General features: G+C 63.3%; 15 protein-coding genes. 12 read left to right on the forward strand and 3 right to left on the reverse strand.

Annotated features, from left to right (window positions below; genetic code table 11):
* Nucleotides 1-346 precede the first annotated feature (346 nt).
* The 6 genes from QXZ85_RS05525 to QXZ85_RS05550 all read left to right on the forward strand — a co-directional run bounded on the left by QXZ85_RS05525 (nucleotide 347) and on the right by QXZ85_RS05550 (nucleotide 7,856).
* Nucleotides 347-3,193 (forward strand): bifunctional transaldolase/phosoglucose isomerase, encoded by a 2,847-nt coding sequence (locus QXZ85_RS05525; RefSeq protein WP_315767234.1) that lies wholly within the window; start codon nucleotides 347-349, stop codon nucleotides 3,191-3,193.
* A gap of 17 nt (nucleotides 3,194-3,210) precedes the next feature.
* On the forward strand, nucleotides 3,211-4,239 hold the full coding sequence (gnd, locus tag QXZ85_RS05530) for a phosphogluconate dehydrogenase (NAD(+)-dependent, decarboxylating) (protein ID WP_315767233.1): 1,029 nt from the start codon (nucleotides 3,211-3,213) through the stop codon (nucleotides 4,237-4,239).
* Nucleotides 4,240-4,242: 3 nt separating this feature from the next.
* The gene (zwf, locus tag QXZ85_RS05535) at nucleotides 4,243-5,757 is read left to right on the forward strand and encodes a glucose-6-phosphate dehydrogenase (protein ID WP_315701095.1); all 1,515 of its coding nucleotides are present in this window, start codon (nucleotides 4,243-4,245) and stop codon (nucleotides 5,755-5,757) included.
* A gap of 77 nt (nucleotides 5,758-5,834) precedes the next feature.
* On the forward strand, nucleotides 5,835-6,512 hold the full coding sequence (gene pgl / locus QXZ85_RS05540) for a 6-phosphogluconolactonase (protein ID WP_315701096.1): 678 nt from the start codon (nucleotides 5,835-5,837) through the stop codon (nucleotides 6,510-6,512).
* Nucleotides 6,493-7,044, forward strand: coding sequence for a gluconokinase (locus QXZ85_RS05545; protein ID WP_315701097.1), 552 nt, complete (start codon nucleotides 6,493-6,495; stop codon nucleotides 7,042-7,044). The genes pgl and QXZ85_RS05545 overlap by 20 nt, the downstream gene beginning before the upstream one ends.
* The gene (locus QXZ85_RS05550) at nucleotides 7,044-7,856 is read left to right on the forward strand and encodes an HAD family hydrolase (protein ID WP_315742897.1); all 813 of its coding nucleotides are present in this window, start codon (nucleotides 7,044-7,046) and stop codon (nucleotides 7,854-7,856) included. Before QXZ85_RS05545 ends, QXZ85_RS05550 begins: the two co-directional genes overlap by 1 nt.
* A gap of 26 nt (nucleotides 7,857-7,882) precedes the next feature.
* Here QXZ85_RS05550 and QXZ85_RS05555 read toward each other — a convergent pair whose 3' ends face one another.
* Nucleotides 7,883-9,694, reverse strand: a complete 1,812-nt coding sequence (locus tag QXZ85_RS05555) for a glycoside hydrolase family 15 protein (protein WP_315742898.1) — start codon at nucleotides 9,692-9,694, stop codon at nucleotides 7,883-7,885.
* Nucleotides 9,695-9,746: 52 nt separating this feature from the next.
* Nucleotides 9,747-11,702 carry a 4-alpha-glucanotransferase gene (gene malQ / locus QXZ85_RS05560; protein ID WP_315767232.1) on the reverse strand — a complete coding sequence of 652 codons (1,956 nt, stop codon included), beginning with the start codon at nucleotides 11,700-11,702 and terminating at the stop codon, nucleotides 9,747-9,749.
* A gap of 349 nt (nucleotides 11,703-12,051) precedes the next feature.
* On the opposite strand from malQ, the gene treS reads away from it, so the two are divergent.
* From treS to treY, 5 genes are read left to right on the forward strand one after another with little or no spacing between them, the layout of a single operon-like run.
* The gene (gene treS / locus QXZ85_RS05565) at nucleotides 12,052-15,351 is read left to right on the forward strand and encodes a maltose alpha-D-glucosyltransferase (protein ID WP_315701101.1); all 3,300 of its coding nucleotides are present in this window, start codon (nucleotides 12,052-12,054) and stop codon (nucleotides 15,349-15,351) included.
* Complete coding sequence (gene glgB, locus QXZ85_RS05570; RefSeq protein ID WP_315701102.1) at nucleotides 15,348-17,492, forward strand: 1,4-alpha-glucan branching protein GlgB; 2,145 nt, start codon at nucleotides 15,348-15,350, stop codon at nucleotides 17,490-17,492. The genes treS and glgB overlap by 4 nt, the downstream gene beginning before the upstream one ends.
* Nucleotides 17,493-17,496: 4 nt before the next feature.
* Nucleotides 17,497-19,572, forward strand: coding sequence for a glycogen debranching protein GlgX (gene glgX, locus QXZ85_RS05575; protein WP_315701103.1), 2,076 nt, complete (start codon nucleotides 17,497-17,499; stop codon nucleotides 19,570-19,572).
* Complete coding sequence (treZ, locus tag QXZ85_RS05580) at nucleotides 19,569-21,335, forward strand: malto-oligosyltrehalose trehalohydrolase (RefSeq protein WP_315701104.1); 1,767 nt, start codon at nucleotides 19,569-19,571, stop codon at nucleotides 21,333-21,335. Before glgX ends, treZ begins: the two co-directional genes overlap by 4 nt.
* A 1-nt stretch (nucleotide 21,336) precedes the next feature.
* Nucleotides 21,337-24,150, forward strand: coding sequence for a malto-oligosyltrehalose synthase (gene treY, locus QXZ85_RS05585; protein ID WP_316173286.1), 2,814 nt, complete (start codon nucleotides 21,337-21,339; stop codon nucleotides 24,148-24,150).
* Here treY and QXZ85_RS05590 read toward each other — a convergent pair.
* Nucleotides 24,147-24,458, reverse strand: a complete 312-nt coding sequence (locus QXZ85_RS05590) for a polyhydroxyalkanoic acid system family protein (RefSeq protein ID WP_315701106.1) — start codon at nucleotides 24,456-24,458, stop codon at nucleotides 24,147-24,149. The two genes, treY and QXZ85_RS05590, sit on opposite strands and share 4 nt — an antisense overlap.
* 171 nt (nucleotides 24,459-24,629) lie before the next feature.
* Between QXZ85_RS05590 and QXZ85_RS05595 the strand changes: the two genes are divergently transcribed.
* On the forward strand, nucleotides 24,630-24,794 hold the full coding sequence (locus tag QXZ85_RS05595; protein ID WP_315701107.1) for a DUF3309 family protein: 165 nt from the start codon (nucleotides 24,630-24,632) through the stop codon (nucleotides 24,792-24,794).
* Nucleotides 24,795-24,834: the final 40 nt, after the last annotated feature.

Consider the following 24,834-nt stretch of genomic DNA (forward strand, 5'->3'; position numbering starts at 1 on the left):
CGCCGCATTGGCCAGATCTCAAGCGGCGGCCTCGAACGCGCGGCATGTGGCAATACGATGAAAGCGCAGAACATCACCTTGGCAGATCCGCGATCCGGATTCATGGAAAGCGGAGAAAGGCAGCGAGCTCCGAATCGCCGAACTGCGGCGAAAGGCTATCTGCAGGCCCCGACGCGCCGAGCCGCGGGGGCGGGCGGCTCGCATCCGCCGGGTTTTCACAGGGATCAATCCGATATGAATGGCGTTATCCGGGGTGGTAGCGCATAGTCGTCAGGGGCCCGCCCGGGCCGGTATCCTGCCCGCCCCGGAACCCAAAAAAGCAAGCCAGCGCACATAGATAGGCACCATGAATCCCGTCAAAACACTCGAACAGCACGGCCAGGCAGTCTGGCTCGATTTCCTCGCCCGCGGCTTCATTGCGAAAGGCGACCTGAAGCGGCTGATCGACCAGGACGGCGTCAAAGGGGTGACGTCCAACCCGTCGATCTTCGAAAAAGCGATCGGCAGCTCGGACGAATATGACGCGCCGATCGGCAAGGCGCTGAAGAGCGGCGACCGCTCGGTCGCAGACCTGTTCGAGGCGCTGGCCATCGAAGATATCCGGCATGCCGCCGACGTGCTGGACCCGGTCTACGATCGCTTCGACGGCAACGACGGCTTCGTCAGTCTCGAGGTCTCGCCCTATCTGGCGATGGACACGAAGGGCACGATCGCCGAGGCGAAACACCTCTGGAAAGCGGTCGATCGCAGGAATCTGATGATCAAGGTGCCGGCCACCGATGCCGGCCTGCCGGCGATCCAGCACCTGATCTCGAAGGGCATCAGCGTCAACATCACGCTCCTGTTCTCGCAGGCGGTGTATCGCCAGGTCGCCGAAGCCTATCTGGCGGGCCTCGAGGCCTACGTTGCCGACGGCGGCGATCCGTCCCACGTCGCCAGCGTGGCGTCGTTCTTCGTCAGCCGCATCGACACCATGGTTGACAAGCAGCTGGACCAGAAGATCGCTCAGGCCAACGATCCGACCGAGAAAGAGCGGCTGGCCGACCTGAAGGGGCGTATCGCCATCGCCAACGCCAAGATGGCCTATCAGGACTACAAGCAGCTATTTGCCGGGGAGCGCTGGGAGCGACTTGCCGCCAAGGGCGCCAAACCGCAGCGGTTGCTCTGGGCCTCCACCGGCACCAAGAACAAGGATTACAGCGACGTCCTTTACGTCGAGGAGCTGATCGGGCCGAACACCGTGAACACGGTCCCGCCGGCGACCCTCGACGCCTTCCGTGATCACGGCAAAGTACGCGACAGCCTCGAGGAGAATGTCGAAGACGCGCAGGCCGCGCTCGAGGAGCTGGAGCGGTCCGGTATCTCGCTCGACCAGATCACGGCCGATCTGGTCATCGATGGGGTCAAGCAGTTCGCCGATGCCGCCGACAAGCTCTATGGCGCGGTCGCGCACAAGCGGGCCAAAGTCCTCGGCGTTGAGCTTGGCGAACAGACGGTCGCAACGGCGGCCGACCTCGGCAAGAAGATCGAGAAAACCACCGAGGAGTGGCGGGCGGACGCCAAGATCCGCCGCCTCTGGTCGAGGGACTCCGCGATCTGGACCGGCCACGACGAGCATAAATGGCTGGGCTGGCTGACCAGCCCGGCAAAAGCCGATCTCGCCGATTACGAGGATTATTCGCGGCGCGTGAAAGGACAGAAATTCTCCGACGCCGTGGTGCTCGGCATGGGCGGCTCGAGCCTGGGGCCCGAGGTGTTCGCCGAGACTTTCCCGCGCAAGGCCGGCTTCCCCAAGCTGCATGTGCTCGATTCGACCGATCCGGCGCAGGTACGCGCGATGGAGAAGGCGATCGATATTTCGAAAACCCTGTTCATCGTCTCCTCGAAATCGGGCGGCACCACCGAGCCGAATGCAATGAAGGATTACTTCTTTGCGCGGGTGTCCGAGGCGATCGGCGCGGCCAAGGCCGGCCACCGCTTCATCGCGGTCACCGACCCCGGCTCGTCGTTGGAAAAGGCGGCCAAGCACCAAGGCTTCGCGCGCATCTTCTATGGCGAACCGAGCATCGGGGGCCGCTACTCCGTGCTTTCCCCCTTCGGTCTGGTGCCGGCGGCGACAGCCGGAATCGACGTCAAGAAGCTGATCACGCACGCGCTGTCGATGGTGCGCTCCTGCGGGGCCGATGTGCCACCGCACGAGAATCCGGGCGTGCAGCTTGGGCTCGCCATGGGCCTCGCGGGTCTCGAGGGCCGCGACAAGGTGACGATCTTCGCATCGCCGAAGCTTGCCGATTTCGGCGCCTGGGCGGAGCAGCTGATTGCGGAATCGACGGGCAAGGAGGGCAAGGGCCTGATTCCGATCGACGGGGAGCCGCCCGGGGAGCCCGCGCTTTACGGCGACGACCGCTTCTTCATCGACATCCGCACCGAGGGCGAACAGGACGCCGCCCATGAGGAGAAGTTGGCCGCGCTGGAACAAGCCGGCCATCCGCTGGCGCGGATCGTGGTGAAATCGATCGACCACATCGGCCAGGAGTTCTTCCGCTTCGAGATGGCGACCGCGGTCACCGGCGCCGTGCTGGGGATCAACCCGTTCGATCAGCCGGACGTCGAATCCGCAAAGATCAAGACGCGGGAGCTCACTGCCGCGTTCGAGAAGACCGGTGCGCTGCCGGAGGAAGAGCCTGTGATGTCGGCCAAGGGCTGCGAGCTCTACACCGACGCGCACAATGCGGAGGCGCTGCGCGGGCATGGCGCCGACGGCAGCCTGGCCTCCTGGCTCAAGGCACATCTCGCGCGCGCCGGCGAACGGGACTATGTCGCCCTGCTCGGTTATATCCAGCGCAACGAAGGCAACATCGACGCGCTGCAGGCCATGCGACTCAAGTTGCGCGATGCCAAACATGTCGCCACCTGCGCCGAGTTCGGCCCGCGCTTCCTGCATTCGACCGGCCAAGCCTACAAGGGCGGCCCCGACAGCGGTGTGTTCCTGCAGATCACCGCTGACGACGCCAAGGACTTGCCGATCCCCGGCTGGAAGGCGAGCTTCGGCGTGGTCAAGGCGGCGCAGGCGCGTGGCGATTTCGACGTGCTGACCGAGCGCGGCCGCCGTGCGCTCCGCGTACATCTGAAAGGCGATTTGAAGTCCGGCCTGAAGATGCTGGATGCCGCGATCACGGACGCGCTGAGTTAAGTACAAGGAAGCAAGTGATGCAGCTCGGCATGATTGGCCTTGGGCGGATGGGCGGCAACATCGTCCGCCGCCTGATGCGCGCAGGACACTCTACCGTCGTTTATGACCGCGACCCGAAAGCGGTCGCGGCGCTCGCCGCGGACGGATCGATCGGTACTGGTGGTTTGGACGAGTTCGTTGCCAAGCTCGACAAGCCTCGTACCGTTTGGGTCATGCTGCCGGCGGGCAAGATCACTGAGGCGACCATCGAGCAACTCACCAAGCTGATGGAGCCCGACGACGTCATCATCGACGGCGGCAACAGCTTCTGGCAGGATGACGTTCGCCGCGGCAAGGCTCTGAAGGAGCGCGGCCTGCATTATGTCGACGTCGGCACGTCCGGCGGCGTCTGGGGCCTGGAGCGCGGTTATTGCATGATGATCGGCGGCGAGAAGGCCGTGGTGGACCGGCTCGATCCGATTTTCGCCGCGCTTGCTCCGGGCGTCGGCGAGATCTCGCGTACGCCCGGCCGTGACAAGCGTGACCGACGCGTCGAGCAGGGATATCTCCATGCCGGTCCGATCGGTGCTGGCCACTTCGTCAAGATGATCCATAACGGCATCGAATATGGCCTGATGCAGGCCTATGCCGAGGGGTTCGACATCCTCAAGAATGCCAGCAGCGAGGTGCTGCCGGCCGATCACCGCTTCGATTTCGATCTTGCCGATATCGCGGAGGTCTGGCGCAGGGGCAGCGTCATCCCATCCTGGCTGCTCGATCTCACCGCGATCGCGCTCGCAAGGCAGCCCAGCCTCGAGACATATTCGGGCTTTGTGGAAGATTCCGGCGAAGGCCGCTGGACAGTGAACGCCGCGATCGACGAGGCCGTGCCGGCCGAAGTGTTGACCGCAGCGCTGTTCGCCCGCTTCCGCTCCCGACAGGAACACACATTCGCAGAAAAAATTCTATCCGCAATGCGGGAAGGGTTCGGTGGCCACAAGGAGCCCGAGCAGCATGCTGATCCGGCGCGCCAAGCGGCCCCCGAGATGGTCAAGCCAAAGGCATGAGCGATGGCGAACGGATCATATGAGTATCAGAAGCCGGACTCCTGCGCCTTCGTGATCTTCGGCGTGACCGGGGATCTCACCCATCGCCTCGTGATCCCTTCGCTCTATAATCTCGCCGCCGCCAATCTGCTGCCGGATCGCTTCTGCATCGTCGGCATCACCCGCAAAGGTATGCCGAGCGAGAAGCTGCGCGACGACCTGATGGAGGGTTTGCGCAAATTCGCGACCCGGCCGATCGAGGACGAGATCGCGAAGCGGCTGCTCCAATGCGTCACCGCGATCGAGGCCGATCCATCGGAGCCCGACAGTTTCGATGCGTTGAAGTCACGGCTGGAGAAGCTGGAAGCCAATCGCGAGACCGGCGGCAACCGTCTGTTTTATCTGGCGACACCACCGAGCGCGTTTGCGCCGATTGCCCGCCAGCTCGGCCGCGTCGGCCTGCTGCGCGAGGAAGGCGGCGCGTGGCGGCGGCTCGTGGTGGAGAAACCTTTCGGCACCGATCTCGCCTCCGCCAAAGCACTCAACGACGAGCTCCTGAAGCTCGTGACCGAGCACCAGATCTACCGGATCGATCACTACCTCGGCAAGGAGACGGTGCAGAACATCCTGGTGCTGCGCTTTGCCAATGGCATGTTCGAGCCGATCTGGAACCGCCACCACATCGACCACATCCAGATCACGGTCGAAGAGAAGCTTGGCGTCGGCACCCGCGGCAGCTTCTATGATGCGACCGGCGCGCTGCGCGACATGGTCCCGAACCATCTTTTCCAACTGTTGTCGCTGGTCGCCATGGAGCCTCCGGCGCGGTTCGATGCGCATACCGTGCGCTCGGAGAAGGCGGAGGTGCTGTCCGCGATCCAGATCCAGACCGAAGCCGAGGCGCTGCAAAACTCGGTCCGAGGCCAATATACCAGCGGTCACATCGGCGACACCAGGCTTCCCGACTATCGCAGCACCCGGGAGGTCGATCCGGAAAGCACGACCGAGACCTATGCCGCGCTGAAGCTCACGATCGACAATTGGCGCTGGGCCGGCGTGCCGTTCTACTTGCGGACGGGCAAAGCGCTCGGCCTGAAGCGCACGGAAGTTGCGATCAAGTTCCGCCAGGCGCCGTTCGCGATGTTCAGCTGCACGCCGGTCGAGACGCTTGCCGAGAACTATCTCGTCATCGGCATCGAGCCTGCCCAGGGTATCACCCTGCAGTTCAACACCAAAGTGCCGGGGCCGTCGGTCCGCACCGACGGCGTGCAGATGAAGTTCAACTACAAGGACTATTTCCAGGCCGAGCCCGCAACCGGTTACGAAACGCTGATCTATGACTGCATGATTGGTGACAATATCCTGTTCCAGCGCGCCGACAGTGTGGAAGCTGGCTGGAGGGCTGTGCAGCCATTCATCGAGGCGTGGAAGAAGGCCGGCCATCACGGCCTGCAGACCTATGCAGCCGGCAGCGACGGCCCGGCCACCGCCGCCGAGCTGCTGACGCGCGACGGCCGCAGCTGGCGAAAGCTCGATTGACGATGTCGGGTTCAGGACGCCAGCTGGTTCGTCTCGCCGACAAGGAAGCGATGGCGAGGGCGGCCGCCGAGCACTTGTTGGCGCAGATCGATGCCAATCCAGGCCGTGTCGCAATCTGCCTCACCGGCGGCTCCAGCCCGAAACAGTTGTATCAGTTGCTGGGGGCCGAGCCCTTCCGTCGCCGCCTGCCATGGGATCGCGTCCACTGGTTCATAGGGGACGAGCGCTTCGTCGCGCCCGGCGATGCACTCCACAACATGACAATGGCGCGGCAGGCGTTCCTGGACGCCTGCGCACCGGCTGCGAATATCCACCCTATTCCGACGGGAGCAGGGGATGTGCATGAGAGCGCCCGCGCCTATCAGCGCACGCTGCAGGAATTTTACGGTGCAGATGCCCTCGATCCGGCGCGACCACTGTTCGACCTGGTGCTGCTCGGCATCGGGCCGGATGGGCATGTCGCCTCACTCTTCCCCGGCTTTCCGGCCACCGAGGTGCGCGATCGCTGGGTCGTTGGCGTCGGAAAGGCCAACGTCGCACCGTTGGTACCTCGGGTGACCCTGACCTTCCCCGCCCTGAACGCCTGCCGCAAAATGCTGTTCGAGGTGGCGGGCGCGGACAAGCGTTCGATCTTGACGCGCGTGCTTTCGGGCGAGAATCTGCCGGCCAATCACGCCCGTTCGGATCAGGAGACCATCTTCCTGATCGATGCGGCGGCCTGGCCGGAGAACTTGAGTGAACAACCTGACGTCTGACCTGCCTTCCGCACTGGTGATCATGGGCGTGTCGGGCTCAGGAAAAAGCACGATCGGCGAAGCACTGAGTGCCCGGCTCGGCTGGCGCTACGAAGACGGCGATCGTTTTCACCCCGCCGCCAACGTCGCCAAGATGAGCGCTGGCCATCCCCTGACCGACGCGGATCGGTGGCCTTGGCTGCAGGCGATCGCGGCCGAAATCGAGCGCTGCCGCGCCGCCGGCGAGCACGTCATCATTGCCTGCTCGGCGCTCAAGAAGGCCTATCGCGACATCCTCGTGCATGGCCGCGACGACATCCGCATGGTCTACCTCAAGGGCAGCGAGGCGCTCATCGCGGACCGGATCGGTCATCGCAAGGGGCATTTCATGCCACCTGGTCTGCTTGCCAGCCAATTCGCGACCTTGGAACCACCTGCCGATCAAGAGCATCCCGTCACGGTCTCCGTCGACGCACCGGTCGAGGTGATCGTGGATCGCATCTTGCAGCAGCTCGACATCGATCCAGGCTATCAGCCAAACAGGAGTTCCTGATGTCCCGTATTGCGCTCGTCGTCTCGGACGTCGACGGCACCCTGCTGACCAAAGACAAGGTCCTGACCGATCGCGCGCGCCGGGCTGCGCAGCGCCTGCACGAGGCAGGCGTCGCCTTCACCATCACCTCAAGCCGGCCCGCGATCGGCATGCGCTTCCTGGTCGAGCCGCTGCAGATCAGCCTTCCGGTCGGTCCTTTCAACGGCAGTTCGATCGTCAGCCCCAACATGGATCCGATCGAGCAGAGCCTGATCCCGCGATCGGCCGCGGAGCGCAGTCTCGATCTGTTCCATCAGTTCGGCGTCGATACCTGGCTGTTCACCAACGATGCCTGGCTGACGCGCAAGCCGGATGGCGACTACGTGCCGAACGAGAAGCGCGCGATCCGGGCCGATCCGACCGTCATCGACGACTTCTCGCCTTACATCTCCGACGCCTGCAAGATCGTGGGCTCGAGCCGAGATTTCGAACTCCTGGTCCGCTGCGAGGGGGCGATGCGCGAGGCCCTCGGCGCCGAGGCGCTCGCCGTGCGCTCGCAAAGCTATTATCTCGACATCACCCCGCCCGGCCGCGACAAAGGCACCTTCGTCACCGCGACCGCCGAGCGGCTCGGGATTCCGCTGGAATCCGTCGCGACCATCGGCGACATGCACAACGACGTCGCGATGTTCAAGGTGAGCGGGTTATCGATTGCGATGGGCAATGCCAGCGACGACGTGAAGGGCTATGCCAGCCGTATCACCACCTCGAACGAGGATGAGGGCTTTGCCAACGCGATCGAGATGATCTTGGGCGAGAACGCCAAGCGTTAAGACGCGGGGCCGCTGTGTTTTAACTATCAGGACTCCGACCGCTGTATGGCCGGCTTCTTGCTCATGGCTTTCGCAGCGCTCAGATTGTGCGCAGTATTGATAAGCGCGATGTGCGTCAAGGCCTGCGGGAAGTTCCCGGTCTGACGCCGCGCGCGGGTGTCGTACTCCTCGGCGAGCAGCCCGACATCGTTGGCGATCTCGACCACACGCGTGAACAGGGCTTCGGCCTTCGCGGCGTTGCCCGCAAGAACATGTGCGTCGGCGAGCCACAGCGTGCAGGCCAGAAACGCGCCTTCGATCGGCTCCTGCTCATCGGCCCGCAGCTCGCGGGGGTCGTGGCGCAGCACGAAACCGTCTCGCATCAGATGACGCTCGACCGCTTCGACGGTGCCGCGAATGCGCGCGTCCGAACACGGCAGGAAGCCAACCGCCGGCAGCAACAACAGGCTCGCGTCGAGCAGTTTCGAACCGTAGGACTCGACAAAGGTGTTCAGCGCGGAATCGAAGCCTTTCGCGCACACATCCTCGTGGATCGTCTCGCGCAGGCGGCACCAGCGATCGAGCGGCGCGTCGAGATCGAACTTCTCCGCGCTCTTGATCGCGCGATCGAACGCCACCCAGGCCATCACCTTGGAGAAAACGTAGTGGCGGCCATCCCCGCGGATTTCCCAGATGCCGTGATCGGGCTCGTCCCACACATCCGTGAGATGATCCAGCACGGCGCATTCCAGCGCCCAGGTGCCATCATAGAGCTTGAGCTTGGCCATGCGCGCCTGATGGAAGGCGTCGATCAGTTCTCCGAAGACATCGATCTGCAGCTGCGCATGCGCGGCATTGCCGATCCGCACCGGCTGCGACCCTTCATAGCCCGAGAGCCACTCCGCAATCCATTCGGTCAGCCGCCGTTGTCCCATGATGCCGTACATGATCTGCATATGAGCCGGAGCTCCGGCTGCGGCGCGCAACAGCCAATTGTGCCACGCCACCGCCTCTTCGGTATAGCCGGAGTTCATCAGCGCCAGCAGGGTGAAAGTCGCATCGCGCAGCCAGCAGAACCGGTAGTCCCAGTTCCTCTTGCCGCCGAGCTTCTCCGGCAGCGACGTGGTCGGCGCCGCCACGATGCCGCCGGTCGGCGCATAGGTCAGCGCCTTGAGCGTGATGAGCGAGCGCAGCACGAGCTCGCGGCAGTGGCCCCGATAGCTGCAGTGGCTGGACCAGCTGTGCCAGAACTTTTCGGTGTCGGCGAGGGCGCAATCAGGATCGATCGGGCGCGCCGGCGGCAGGTGCGATGGCGTATAGGTCAGCACGAAGGGCACGGTCTCGCCCGTCTTGACCGTGAAGTCGGCGACCGTTGTCATGTTTTCACCGCGGGTTTCGACCGGGGTGCGCAACACCGCCATGTCCTGCCCGCAGATCGCGAGCAGCGCGGTACGGTCCTCCGAGCGCCTGACCCAGGGAATATCCACGCCGAAGCCGAAGCGGATGATCATGTCCATTCGCATCGTCACGGTGCCGCTGACGCCGCGAACCATCCGGACGATGTCCGAGGCGTGGCCGCGCGGAGGCATGAAGTCGATCAGTTCGACCACGCCTTCATCGGTCTCGAAGCGCGTTTCCAGAATGAGGGTATCGCCGCGATAGCGCCGGGAGCAGCTCTTGACCTCACCCTTGGGCGCGATCAGCCAGCGACCGTTATTGTGATCGCCCAGCAGGGCCGCGAAGCAGGCATCCGAATCGAAAGCGGGCCAGCACAGCCAGTCGATCGATCCATTGCGGCTGACGAGGGCAGCGGTCTCACAATCGCCAATCAGGGCATAGTCTTCGATTCTGCAGGACATTCCACCCTCTGATGCAAACGCCCACCATGTCAGAGTGCCCCGCTCTGTTCGGTTACTTCATCGCCGCCGCACTGATCCGCTCGGCGGTTGCCGTCGTCAACGCGGTGCAGTCCACAGCGTTGGTGATGTCTTCCAATGCAACTGGAATTTTCTGGCGCCAGTTCGGATGCTCATCGATGGTGCCGGGAATATTGGGCTGATCGACCACGCCGAGCAGATCCTCCAGCGAGATGGCCAGCAGGCGGGAGCGCGTACGGGACAGGAAGCCGATGGCCGAATAGACATCGTTCTTGTGGATCGCGTTGTGCCCCAGCACCTCGTCCAGCATGCCGAGCGCACGCCAGCGTTGCTCGTCGGTCTCGCCGGGATCGATTCCCAGCGACCGCTTGGTCTTGAGGTCGCCGAACGAGCGCCAGCCGGCGTAGGTCGAGAGATCGTGTGTGTTCAGCGTCACCAGTGCATTCGGCGGGTAATAATCGACGTCACGGAAATGGCCGTTGTCTTCGCGCTCGAAGATCAGGACCTTATAGGACCAAACGCCCCAGTCGACCATCTGCTCGCGAAAACCTTGCGGCACCGTGCCGAGGTCTTCCCCGATGACCACGCATGCGTTGGCGTCGCTTTCCAGTGCAGTGGCCGCAAGCAGCGCATCGAACGGCATCTGCACATAGGCGCCTTGCCGCGCCGGAAAGCCATGCGGCACGAGATAGAGCCGCTTCAATCCGAGGACGTGATCGAGCCGGATCGCGCCGGCGTGGCGCATCGAGGCGCGGATCATCTCCCTGAACGGCTCGAACGACCTGAGCTCGAGACCCGGCGCATTGAAACCGGCAAGGCCCCAGTTCTGTCCGAGCGTGTTCAACGGGTCGGGCGGCGCGCCGACCGATAAGGTTCGCGAGATCGCCTCCTGCTCGTTCCAGGCATCGAAACCGTCGGCCTGCACGCCCACGGCCACGTCGAGATAGAGCCCGACCTTCATGCCGAGCCGGCCGGCGAGCTCCTTACAGGCGCGCAATTGGCGCTCAGCAAGCCATTGCACATAGGCCACGAAGTCGGCTTCGTCGCGCTCAGAGCCTTGCAGCAGCTTACGGCATCGGGCCGCATCTGGCTGCCGCCATTCCTGCGGCCACTCCCACCAGGGCTGATTGAACCGGTGACGCAGCACCTCGAAGCAGCAGAACCGTTCGAGGAGCTCGCCGCGTTCAGCGCGATAGGCTGCGAACTCAGCCGCATCCGCGGCCGCACCGCCACGACGAAAGGCGGCGAAAGCTGCGCGCAAGGCCGGCCACTTCAAGGCCGCAACGTTCTTATAATCCACATGCTCGGTCTGCCTGACGGCCTTCAGCCCGGCACGATCGATCCCGCCCTGGAAACCCGGCGCCTTCTCGACATCGATGTAAAGTGCATTGAGAAACAGCCGACTGTTCGGCGCATAAGGACTGAAGTCCCCGGGCCGGTCGTCGAACAGCGCATGCAGCGGATTGAGCCCGACCCCATCGGCCCCGAGCTGCGCGCCAAGCTCGACCAGGCCGGCAAGATCGGTGAAATCGCCCATGCCCCAATTGCGGCCGGAGCGAATGCTGTAAAGCTGCACGGCAAGCAGCCAGCCGCGGTCGAAGTCGCCACCGAATGCCTTCTGCGGTGCCACGATCAGCGGTAGCTCCTCACGGCACAATGACGCATCGATGAGTTGCAGCCGATAGGAGCCGACAGGAAGATCGTCCGGCCACTCGATCATCGGCTCGTCGGCCTTGCCGACCGCAATCGGCTCGTCTCCGCTTCTGATGGTCCAGCTGACCGGCAGCTTGGCGGCCTCGCCGAGCCGACTGCGCGCCGGCTGACCGGTACGAATCACCACGGTGCCGTCGAGCAGCCGGCGCGGCGTCGGTTGGGGAAAGGCTTCGATGATGATCTTCAGCGCTGCTTCATCGGTGACATGGCGGCGCCCCTGACCATCGAAAAATTCGGTCAGGATTCCGAGGCTTTGGGCTTGGCTGAAGAGATCCATTCGGCACGCAGTTTCCCCGCAACGGGGTCAGACGTCACGGAATTGTTGTGGGACCACAAGAGGATAGTCTCGCCTAACGCACCGCCCGGCCTTGGGTTCCGCAGGGAACCAAGGCCGGACGAGCGGCTTTGTATAGGGTCGGCGTCTCGTTTCGGCAACGAAACGGGACGTCAGTTTCTTGTCAATGGCATCACCGTGAACAAATTCTCTCAAACCGTCGGGAGCGGCTCCATTCCCGACCGATTTTCCCCTATTTTGCCCTCTTGTCGGGAGAGCCGCATCCGGCGGATCGAACCCACCTTTCTCTCTGTCCGCCACTTCGTCCGCAGCTGAGAAGCGTGAGGGTCTCATGAACCTTTTGTCGTCCCTGGATGCGACCGATCTCGCCCCCGACCTGGAAGGCGACGGCCTCTGGTACAAGGATGCCATCATCTACCAACTGCACGTGAAGGCCTTCGCCGACAGCAACAATGACGGCATCGGCGACTTCGTCGGGCTGACCGAGAAGCTCGATTATCTGCAGGACCTCGGCGTGACGGCACTCTGGCTGCTGCCGTTCTATCCCTCCCCCGGCCGCGATGACGGCTACGACATCTCCGATTACGGCAGCGTCAATCCCGATTTCGGGACGATGAAGGATTTCAAGCGCTTCATCCAGGAGGCGAAGCGCCGGGGCTTGCGGGTGATCACCGAGCTCGTCGTCAACCACACCTCGGACCAGCACCACTGGTTCAAGCGCGCCCGCCGAAGCGCGCCGGGCTCGAGTGCCCGCAACTGGTATGTCTGGAGCGATACCGACCAGAAATATCTGGGCACGCGGATTATTTTTACGGACACCGAGAAGTCGAACTGGACCTGGGACCATGAAGCCGGCCAGTTCTACTGGCATCGTTTCTTCTCGCACCAGCCGGATCTCAATTTCGACAATCCGCGCGTGGTCAACGCCATCATCCAGGTGATGAAGCGATGGCTGGACGCCGGCGTCGACGGCTTCCGGCTGGACGCCATTCCCTATCTCTGCGAGCGTGATGGCACCAACAACGAGAACCTTCCCGAGACGCATGCCGTCATCAAGCGGCTCCGGACCGAGCTCGACAATTACGCGCAAGGCAAGCTCTTGCTCGCCGAAGCCAATCAGTGGCCGGAGGATGTGCAGGAATATTTCGGCCAGGGCGACGAATGCCACATGGCCTATCATTTCCCGCTTATGCCGCGCATCTATATGGCGATCGCCCAGGAAGACCGTTTTCCGATCACCGACATCCTGCGCCAGACCCCCGACATTCCAACGAACTGCCAATGGGCGCTGTTCCTGCGCAACCATGACGAGCTGACGCTGGAGATGGTCACCGATGTCGAGCGCGACTATCTGTGGTCGACCTATGCCAACGATCCGCGGGCGCGGATCAATGTCGGCATCCGCCGCCGGCTCGCCCCCTTGATGGATAATGATCGGCGCAAGATCGAGCTGATGAACTCGCTCCTGCTGTCGTTCCCGGGCACGCCGATCATCTATTACGGCGACGAGATCGGCATGGGCGACAACATCTATCTCGGCGACCGCAACGGTGTACGCACGCCGATGCAGTGGACGCCGGACCGCAATGGTGGCTTCTCGCGCGCCGACCCTGCCCGGCTCTACGCGCCGATGATCATGGACCCGGTCTATGGCTATGAGGCGGTCAATGTCGAGGCGCAGTCGCGTAGCCTGTCCTCGCTGTTGAATGCCACCAAGAAGCTGATCTCGGTGCGCAAGAGCACGCTCGCCTTTGGCCGCGGCGCCATGAGCTTCATCCGGCCGGCCAACCGGGCGGTGCTCGCCTATGTCCGGCAATATAAGGATGAGGTGATCCTTTGCGTCGCCAACCTCTCACGCTCGGCGCAGGCGACCGAGCTCGATCTCTCCGCATTCAAGGACCGCATCCCGATCGAGATGCTGGGCCGCTCGCGCTTTCCCGCGATCGGCGAGCTGCCCTATATGATCACGCTGGGGCCTTACGGCTTCTACTGGTTCCAACTGAAGGAGCGCGACAAGTCCGAGCCGGTCGTCCAGCGCGTGGTGCCGGAATTCGAAACGCTGGTGGTGCCGCTCGGCTCCACCTGGGTGTCGCTCGCGCGCACCCGCAGCGTCTTCGAGCGCGACGTTCTACCGGGCTTCCTGGCACGGACCCGCTGGTACCCCGTCCACCAGGCAGAGGAGATTCATCCGACGCTCACCGCCGCGATTCCATTCTGCGATATCGGCGACAATCGGCCCTGGCTGATCTTTTTCAAAGCCGCGGAACGGCCGCAGTCGCTTCGCTATCTGCTGCCGATGCAGATCGAATGGGTGCGCTTCGACCGGGAGCGTTACAATCCGCAAGCCTTTGCCGCCGTCCGCCAGGGCGCGCGCGAAGGCACCTTGCTTGATGTCCCGACCAGCCCAATCTTCCTGGCGCTGCTGCTGCGCAATCTGCGGCAGTCGCTGACGGTGGAAGAGAACGGTCTGCGGCTGGAATTCCGCCCGACCAGCAGATTTCCCCACAAGCCGATCCGCGAAACGGACCAGATCAAAGTCATCGAGACCGATCGCTGCAGCAGCAAGGCCGTGGTCGACAGCGCGTTCTTCATCAAGATCTACCGCCAGCTCGAGGCCGGCCCACATCCCGAGATCGAGATCGGCCGCTTCCTCACCGAGATCGCCCCCTTCCCCAATGTCCCGCCGCTGCTCGGCAGCGTCGAGCTGATCCACGAGGACGAACATCAGGCGGTCGGGATCGTACACGGCTTTATCGAGAATCAGGGCGACGGCTGGACCGTGAGCGCGGCTTACCTCGATCGTTTCATCGACGAACAGCGCATCCGGGCGACGAACGACGACCCGCGCTCGAGCCAGGAACAGCCGCCTTACCTGCGCTATATGATGCAGGCCGGCCGTCGCGTCGGCGAACTGCACGCCGTGCTCGCATCGCGCGCAGACCTCCCTGATTTCGCGCCCGAATCGATCCGCCCCGATGATATCGAGCATTGGGTCGACGGCATCCGCGCCCAAGCCGACCGGGTGTTCGCGACCTTGAGTGAGCGCCGTGACCGCTTCAAGGACGCCGACCGCGCCCTGGTCGATCAGGTGCTCGCAAGACAGTCGGATCTCTCCGAGCAGCTCGGTGCGCTGCGGCCCCAGGACATTGATGGTCTCAAGATTCGCGGTCATGGCGACTTCGATCTGAGACAGGTCCTGATCGTGAAGGACGACATCTTCATTGTCGACTTCGACGGCGACGAAGAGCTGCCGCTCGCCGAGCGCCGTCGCAAGACGCCGCCGGCGCGCGACGTTGCCGGCTTCGTCCGGTCGATCGATTGCTCGGCGCGGGCAGCGCTCGAGCGCGCCCTGGCCACCGCTTCCGACGATCATGGCCGGCTCGGTACAGCGCTGATGGCTTGGCGTGATCACGCTGTCGCCGCCTTTCTGGCCGGATACCGCGAGATCAAGGCGAATCAACGCCTCTGGCCGGCCGATCCACACGCGGCCGAGGCAATGTTGCGCTTTTTCATGCTGGAAAGGGCTGTCGCAGAACTCGATTATGATCTGGCTCACCGGCCAGATCGGCTGCGTATTGCTTTCAGTAACCTGCTTCGCGTTATGTCTCTGTCAGCCAGCGAGTCCTCATGACCCATCTTTCCCCCGAGGCGTTTGCGATCATTGAGGGTCGGCATGCCGACCCGTTTCGCTATCTCGGCCAACACCTGGTTGAGGATAAGACGGTCGTCCGCGCGCTGCTGCCCGAAGCGTCGCGCGTTGACGTGGTCGGCGAACACGGTGAGGTCGCGCCGCTGGCGCGTATCCACGAATCCGGCCTGTTCGCCGGGGCGATCGCAGGCGGCCCGCAACGCTACCGCCTGCGGGCGCATTTCGGCGAGCACGTGGTCGACCTCGATGATCCCTATCGCTTCCCGCCGATCTTGAGCGATTTCGACCTGCATCTGCTCGGCGAGGGCACGCACCAGCGGTTCTACGACAAGCTCGGCGCACATCCGATGGTGCTGGAGGGCGTCGACGGCGTCGGTTTCGTCGTGCTCGCGCCGAACGCACGGCGGGTCAGCGTGGTCGGAGATTTCAACTTCTGGAATGCGCGGCGGCATCCGATGCGGGTGCGGGGCAATGGCTACTGGGAGCTGTTTATTCCGCACGCCAAGACCGGCGACAAATACAAATTCGACATCATCGGCCCGCATGGCGAGCACCTGCCGCTCAAGTCGGACCCGATGGCTTTCGCGGCCGAACTGCGCCCGAAGACGGCTTCGATCGTGATCGACGAGACCAGGCTGCCGCACCCGCAACCGGCGCCATCCGGCATCAACGCGCTGGACAGGCCGATCTCGATCTACGAAGTGCATCTCGGCTCCTGGCGACGCAAGGCGGGGGATCAGTGGCTGAGCTATCGCGAGCTCGCCGAGCAATTGCCGAGCTATGCCCGCGACATGGGCTTCACCCATATCGAGTTCTTGCCAGTCAGCGAGCACCCGTTCGACGGCTCCTGGGGCTACCAGCCGACAGGCCTGTTCGCGCCGACCAGCCGGTTCGGCAGCCCGGAGGACTTCTGCGCTCTCGTCGATGCCTGTCATCGTGAGGGGCTCGGCGTCTGGCTCGACTGGGTCCCCGGCCATTTCCCCGACGATCCACATGGGCTCGGCCATTTCGACGGCACCGCGCTTTATGAGCACGCCAACCCGATGCAGGGCCGCCATCTCGATTGGGGCACCCTGATCTACAATTATGGCCGCACCGAAGTTGCGAACTTCCTGCGCTCGAACGCGCTGTTCTGGCTTGAGCGCTATGCGATCGACGGGCTGCGCGTCGATGCCGTCGCATCGATGCTCTATCTCGACTATAGCCGTCCCTCGGGCGGCTGGATCCCGAACAAATATGGCGGACGGGAAAATCTCGAGGCCATCGAGTTTCTTCGTCGCGTGAACACCGAAGTGTTTCATCATTTCCCCCAAGCCACCACCGCGGCGGAGGAATCCACGGCCTGGCCGCAAGTGTCACGCCCGGTCGAGCTCGGCGGCCTCGGCTTCGGCTACAAGTGGAACATGGGCTGGATGCACGACACCTTGCGCTACATCAGCAAGGATCCGATCCACCGCAAATATCACCACGGCGAAATCCTGTTCGGCCTGCATTACGCATTTTCCGAGAATTTCATCCTGCCGCTCTCGCACGACGAGGTCGTGCACGGCAAGCGCTCGATCCTGGGCCGGATGCCGGGCGACGACTGGCAGCGCTTTGCCAACCTGCGCACCTATTACAGCTTCATGTTCGGCCATCCCGGCAAAAAGCTCCTGTTCATGGGATGCGAGCTCGCCCAGGAGCGCGAATGGAACCACGATCAGTCGCTCGACTGGCATCTCCTCAGCCAACCGAAATATGCCGGCATCCAAGCGCTGATCCGAGACCTCAACCGGCTCTACCGCAATCAGCCTGCGCTGTACGAGCGCGATTGCGAGCCGGACGGTTTCGAATGGCTCATCACCGACGATGCCGACCGCAACGTGTTCGCCTGGCTGCGCAAGGGGCGCGACCCGCGCGCGCGCTGCGTCGTCGTCGTGAATTTCTCGCCGAACGTGTATTATAACTACAAAGTCCGCGTGCCCTTCGGTGGCATATGGCGGGAAGTTTTCAATTCGGATTCCGTTCATTACGGCGGCAGCAATGTCGGGAATGTCGGCGAGGTCCATGCCTCTGAAGGTCAAAACGAGCTCAACCTCATCCTCCCTCCCCTGGCAGCGGTATTTCTCGTCCCGGAAGGCTGACTCGATGCGGCTGTTGGCCGGAACTCCCACCCGTCTCGGTGCAAGCTGGGACGGGCGAGGGACCAATTTTGCATTGTTTTCAGCCAACGCAGAAAAGGTCGAACTCTGCCTGTTCGACAGCCAGGGCCGGCGCGAAATCGAGCGCATCGAGCTGCCGGAACGGACCGAGGATGTCTGGCACGGCTATCTCAACGACGTGTCGCCGGGACAGCTCTACGGCTATCGGGTCTATGGCCCTTATGAGCCCGAGCGCGGCCACCGGTTCAATCCGCACAAGCTGCTGCTCGATCCCTATGCCAAGCGGCTCGCCGGCCGCCTGGTCTGGAGCGATGCCCATTTCGCCTATCGCGCCGGCAGCCCGCGGGAGGATCTCTCCTTCGACCGGCGCGACAATGCACGCGGCATGCCGAAGGCCGTCGTCGTCGACGAGACCTTCAATTGGGGGCGGCGCGAGATGCGCCCCTCGATTCCATGGGAAGACACGATCATCTACGAGGCCCATGTCAAAGGGCTGACCATCAAGCGCGAGGATGTGCCGCCGAACCTGCGCGGCACCTATGGCGGGTTGTCGTCGCCGGCCATGGTCAAACACCTCAAACGGCTCGGCGTCACGACCATCGAGCTGTTGCCGGCTCACGCCTTCATCGACGACCGCATGCTGGTCGAGAAGAAGCTCGTGAACTATTGGGGCTACAACACGATCTCCTATTTCGCCCCTGAGCCGCGCTATGCGCAGGACAATCCGCTCGATTCGTTCAGAACGATGGTGGCGAGGCTCCACGATGCCGGCATCGAAGTGATGCTGGACGTCGTCTACAATCATACGGCCGAGGGCAATCACCTCGGCCCGACACTTTGCTATCGCGGGATCGACAACGCCTCCTATTATTGGCTGAAGCCGGACAATCCGCGCTACTATGACGACTTCACCGGCTGCGGCTCATCGGTCAACCTGACCCATCCGCGCGTACTGCAGATGGTGATGGACTCGCTGCGCTATTGGGTCGAAGTCTGCCACGTCGACGGTTTCCGCTTCGATCTTGCAACCACGCTGGCACGCGGGTCACGCGGCTACGACCGCTCCAGCGGCTTCCTCACTGCGGTCCGTCAGGACCCCGTCCTGTCCGGCGTGAAGCTCGTCGCCGAACCCTGGGACGTCGGTCTCGGCGGCTATCAGGTCGGCGCGTTTCCCTCGCAATGGTCGGAATGGAACGATCGTTATCGTAGCGCGATGCGCCGCTACTGGAGCGGCCAAGGCAGCCTGATCGGAGAGGTGTCGAGCCGGATGACCGGCTCCTCCGACCTCTTCAATCACGACGGTCGCACCCAGCGCGCCAGCGTCAATCACGTCACCGTCCATGACGGCTTCACCCTGGCCGACCTCTTCAGCTACAATTCCAAACACAACGAAGCCAACGGCGAAGACAATCGCGACGGCTCCAACGACAACCATAGCAACAATTGCGGTGTCGAGGGCCCGACTGACGATCCCGCGATCAACGCATTGCGCCGGCAGTTGCGCAAGAACCAGCTCGCCTGTCTGTTCCTCGCGCAAGGCCTGCCGCTTCTGCTCGCAGGCGATGAGGTCGGCAATTCGCAGAATGGCAATAACAACGCCTACTGTCAGGACAACGAGGTCGGCTGGGTCGATTGGAGCGGGATGGGCGGCGAGGGCGACGATCTCATCGACTTCATCGGCCATCTGACCGAGCTGCGGCGTCGATTCGGCCAGATCCGCGCACGCCGATGGCTCGATGGCCGGCGCCCGGATGACAGCTTCGGCGTGCTGTGGCTCACTCCCTCCGCGGAGGAAATGACGCAGGCGGACTGGACATTTCCTGACGGTCGATTTCTCGCCTATGTGCTCGGTCCGGTGGAACCGGAGCAAGCTCCGATCTTTATCGTTCTGAACGCTGCCCCCGAACAGATCGGATTCAAATTGCCTAAGCTCGCCGAATACAAGACGTGGCAACAGGTGCTCAATACCGCGGAAGTCAAGCAGATGCCGGTTGACTTCGCTTCCGGCACCGAGCTCGAGGCACCACCCCGCTCGGTTCTGGCTTTTGCGGGCCTGTCATGAGGCCCCGTCAGTTTGGTCCTCACCTGACCAAGGACGGCGTCTCATTCCGCCTCTGGGCTCCTGGCGCCAAGCGCGTGGATCTTGTGCTCGACACGCTGCGGCCGATGCAGCGCACTGAAGACGGGTGGTATGTCCTCCACGTGACGGGCCTCGGCGCCGGCGCGCGCTACAAGTTCCGGATCGATGACGATCTCGATGTGCCGGACCCCGGCTCGGACTTCCAGCCAGAGGACGTTTCCGGCCCGAGCGAGGTGATCGATCACGCCAGCTTTCCTTGGCGCGCCAAGGACTGGCGCGGCCGCCCGTGGCAGGACGCGGTGTTTCTGGAAAGCCATGTCGGCGCTTTCACACCTGACGGCACCTACCGCGCCATGATCGACAAGCTCGACCACCTGGTCGAGACCGGCATCACGGCGCTCGAGCTGATGCCGCTGGCGGACTTCGCAGGCTGCCGCAACTGGGGCTATGACGGCGTGCTGCTTTATGCGCCCGACAGCAGCTATGGCCGTCCCGACGATCTGCGCACCCTGATTGACGAAGCGCATCTGCGCGGGCTGATGGTGTTCGTGGACGTCGTCTACAACCATTTCGGCCCGGAAGGGAATTATCTCGGCCGCTACGCGCCGACCTTCTTCACCGATGCGCATACCCCCTGGGGTGCGGCGATCGATTATGGCCGGCCCGAGGTGCGCGCCTATGCGATCGAGAACGCGCTGCACTGGCTGTCCGACTACCGCTTCGATGGGCTCAGGTTCGATGCCATCAACCATATCCTGACGCCGCCAGGCGAGGTGCCGATGCTGCACGAACTCAGCGCGGCGGTCGGCGAATTCGCCGAGCAGAGCGGACGGCACATCCATTTGGTGCTGGAAAATGGCGACAATCGCGCCAGCATGCTGGATTCGAACGAGGAGCCGCCGCGCGGCAAGTTTCGGGCGCAATGGAACGACGACTATCACCACGTCTGGCATGTGATGCTGACCGGCGAAAGCGCCGGCTATTATGGCGACTATCAGGACTCTCCGCGCGACGGTCTCGCGCGCGCCCTCGGCTCCGGCTTCGTCTACCAGGGCGAGCGCGCCGCGTTCTGGGGTGGTGAGCCCCGCGGCGAGCCGAGCGGTCACCTCGCACCCGGCGCCTTCGTCAACTTTCTGCAAAACCACGACCAAATCGGCAACCGCGTATTCGGCGACCGGCTCGAAGCCTTGGCAAAGCCGGAGGGCATTGCCGCCGCGCTCGCAGTGACGCTGCTGGCGCCGACAGTGCCGATGCTGTTCATGGGCGAGGAATGGGGGTCGACGCGAACCTTCCCGTTCTTCTGCGACTTCAAGGGCGACCTCGCGCACGCCGTGCGCAAGGGACGCCGCACCGAGTACGAGTGGGCCTACGCCAAATATGGCGACGAGGTGCCGGACCCGCTCGATATCGAAACGTTCAAATCAGCCGTCATCGATTGGGACGCCTGCAATGCAAGCCCGGGCAAGGAACGCCTGGCGCTGGTCCGCGGGCTGCTGACGCTGCGCCACAAGGAGATCGCGCCAAGGCTTCCCGGCGCGCATTTCGGCGAGGCCCATGTCAGCGACGAAGGACTCCTGACTGCTTACTGGGTCATGGGCGACGGTACCAAATTGCGCCTGCTCGCCAATGTTTCAGACAAGGAGATCGCTGGCCCTTCATCGCCTTTACCGGGCACGCTGATCTGGGGCGGACCACCCGCGGATCGCCTGCCACCCTGGTCGGTGTACTGGAGCATCGGAGGATAGCATGCCTCCGGCCATTCCCCTTGCCACCTATCGCCTGCAGCTCACCGCGGATTTCAACTTCGATGCGGCTGCGCGCGTCGTCCCCTATCTGAAGGCGCTTGGCATCAGCCATCTCTATGCCTCGCCCTTCATGAAGGCGCGCAAAGGCTCGACGCATGGCTACGACATCACCGATCACACCAAACTCAATCCGGAGCTGGGTGGCGAAGAAGGCTTTGCGCGGCTGGGCGCCGCGCTGAAGCAGAACGATCTCGGGCTCATCCTCGACTTCGTGCCGAACCATGTCGGCGTGCATTATGACGACAATCCCTGGTGGCTCGACGTGCTCGAATGGGGCCAGGCATCGCCGCATGCCGTCTCTTTCGATATCGATTGGGATCAGTTGCCTTATCGTGCCCGCGGCGGCGTGCTGCTGCCGATCATCGGCTCGTTCTACGGCGAGGCGCTCGAACGTGGCGAGATCGAGCTGCACTACGATCCCGAGGAAGGCAGCTTCTCCTGCTGGTATTTCGAGCATCGCCTGCCGATCGCACCGGAGCGCTACGCCGAGATCCTGCGGGTGATCGTCAAGGAGGCTGGTGCCGAACAGAGCGACGCCGGCCAGCGAATCCTGGAGCTCGCCTCGCGCTATCACGGCCTCCGCCATCCGAACCGAAAGGAAGCACCGACCTTCAAGGCGGCCCTGAAGGATATATCCGGCGGGGCCGAGATCATCGTGAAAGGGCTTGAGGCCTATCGCGCCGGCCCCGATCGTCCGGCGCAGACGCTCGCTCTGCACCACCTCCTGGAGCGGCAGCATTACAAGCTCGGCCATTGGCGGCTCGCATCCAGCGACATCAATTATCGGCGCTTCTTCGACGTCAACACGTTGGCCGGCCTGCGGGTGGAGGACGCCCGCACTTTCGAAGCGATCCACCGTCTGGTGAAGAAGCTGATGGCCGAAGGTCAGTTGCATGGCCTTCGTCTCGATCATATCGACGGCCTGTGCGACCCCGCACAATATTTTCAGCGCCTGCGCCGGCTCATCCGCGACGCGCGCAGCCCGGCCGTGCAGCCACTCTACATCGTCGTCGAGAAGATCGTCTGCGAGCAAGAGAAGCTGCCGCGCTTCGTCGGCGTGCACGGCACTACCGGCTACGAGTGGATGAATGTGATCACCCAGGTGCTGATCGATCGCAAGGGCCTGGAGCCGCTCGACGAGATCTGGCGCCAGATCAGCAGCACTTCGCCTCGGCTCGAGCCGGTGTTGAAGGAAGCCAAGCGGCGCGTGCTCGAAACGCTGCTGACGAGCGAGTTCATCGTGCTGACACGGCTGCTCGCGCGCATCGCCAACGGTCACTACTCGACCCGGGACTATTCGGAAGACAGTCTGCGTCAGGCGCTCGAGCTCTATGTACTGCACTTTCCCGTCTACCGCACTTATTTGACCGCCGCGAGCCCGACGGCGGCCGATCGGGCCATGATCGATCGCACGATCGAGCGCGCGCGGGCCGAGTGGTTTGCATCAGATGGCTCCATCTTCGACTTCCTGCGTGACGCGCTCACCATGGACCTCATCAAGCGCGACCGTCGCACCTCACATAGCGTTCCACGCGTGCGGCGCTTTGCCCTGAAGGTGCAGCAGTTCACGGGTCCGATGATGGCGAAGTCGCTGGAAGACACCAGCTTCTACCGCTTCCATCGTCTCCTGGCATTGAATGAAGTCGGCGGCGATGCGGCGGCGACAGGTCTGTCGATTGCGGATTTTCACGAGCTCATGCGCCAGCGCGCTAACGGTTGGCCGCATGGCATGACAGCAACGGCAACGCACGATACCAAGCGCGGCGAAGACGCCCGCGCGCGGCTGATGGCGCTGACCGAACTTCCCAACGAGTGGACCTCCGCGGTTGCGCGCTGGAAGCTATTGAATGCGCCGAATGTCGTGACGGAAGGCGATATCCGCGCGCCCTCGGCCACCTTCGAATATATGCTGTACCAGACCTTGGTCGCCATATGGCCTGCCCACGGGCATGACGATGCATTGCCGGAGCGGCTCCAGGCCTATGCACTGAAGGCTGCGCGCGAGGGTAAGCAGGAGACGTCCTGGCTCAATCCCAACGAGGCTTACGAGAAGGGCTTGCACCTCTTCATCGAACGCATGCTAGACCGCGGGCGATCGCCGGAATTCCTGCAATCGCTGCATACTCTGGCCAAACGTCTTGCGCTGCTGGGGGCGCTCAACTCGTTGAGCCAGGTTACGCTGAAGGTGACCATGCCGGGCGTCCCCGACTTCTACCAAGGCACCGAGTTCTGGGATCTGTCGATGGTCGACCCCGACAACCGGCGGCCGGTCGATTTTGCGGCGCGCGCGGCCGCATTGCGCGACGTCGAGAACCCGGATTGGGTGGACTTGGTGCAAAACTGGCCGGATGGCCGGATCAAATTGGCCTGGACAAGACAGTTGCTCAAGCTGCGAACTGAATTTGCAGCCGTGTTCACGGAGGGCAACTACGAACCGCTTGCGGTCAGCGGGCCGCATCGCGACCACATCATCGCATTCGCACGTCGCCGCGGCCGCGATGCCGCCATCACGGTCGTTCCCCGTACCTTTGCACCGCTGACCGACGGCGGCCGCGTCTGGCCCCGTGCGGAGGCATTCGATGCGACGGTGCGCATCGAGGGCTATAGGATTGCAGGCCGAGAGCGTACGAGCGAGCTTCCGGTCTCATCGCTGTTCAACCATTTGCCGATCGCCGTCGTGAACGCGCGCGTCGAGGGTGCAGCGCACCCAGCGCAGAAACAAATGCCCGCGCGAGCCGACGCCTCATCTGGCTAGCTCTTCTTCGAGAGGAGCAACTGCCCGCGGTTGCGAATGGCGGCTTGCGCCGCTTCAGCAAAGCGCTGCAATAGCCAGGGTAGGACGAGCTCCACACGGACGTATTCGTCCGCCACGTCGATGCGGCCTGACGCAGCCTGCCCAAGCGCACGGACACGAAAGAACATCTGGTCGCCCTCCCAGCGTTCCTCATCGACCTTCAGGACAGGCACACTTGCCGCAGCGCGCGTCAGTCCATTCTGCAGGCGACGTACTGCCTCATCTTTGCCGAGACGGTGCGGAATTGAGATGACAAGCGGCGCTGACATCGAAATCTCCTTCCTGCCCAATCGATCAGATGTAGTTACGCCGGGCGCGACCGCAAAGACACAGAGTGATTTTCCTGGCTCCGGTTCCGGAACTTTCGAAGTTCCGACCAGTTTCCTCGGCGAAGGCAGAGCAAATGGCCGCCCCGCTGCCGGGCGGAGGAGGGATACGTCATGACAATCGGAACCATCATCCTGATCATTCTCGTGATTGCGTTGCTCGGCGGCTTCTCGGGCATTGGCGGCGGACCGTTCTATGGCACCGGCTATTATGGCGGCGGCGGCTTGGGCCTGATCGTCATCATCGTGCTGATCCTGGTCCTGCTCGGACGCATCTGAGCCGACAGCATTTTCGATGATCGAGCGAGGCGGGCGTGGT

Origin of the sequence: Bradyrhizobium sp. SZCCHNGR1005, assembly GCF_032489995.1 — a bacterium.
Lineage (GTDB): Bacteria > Pseudomonadota > Alphaproteobacteria > Rhizobiales > Xanthobacteraceae > Bradyrhizobium.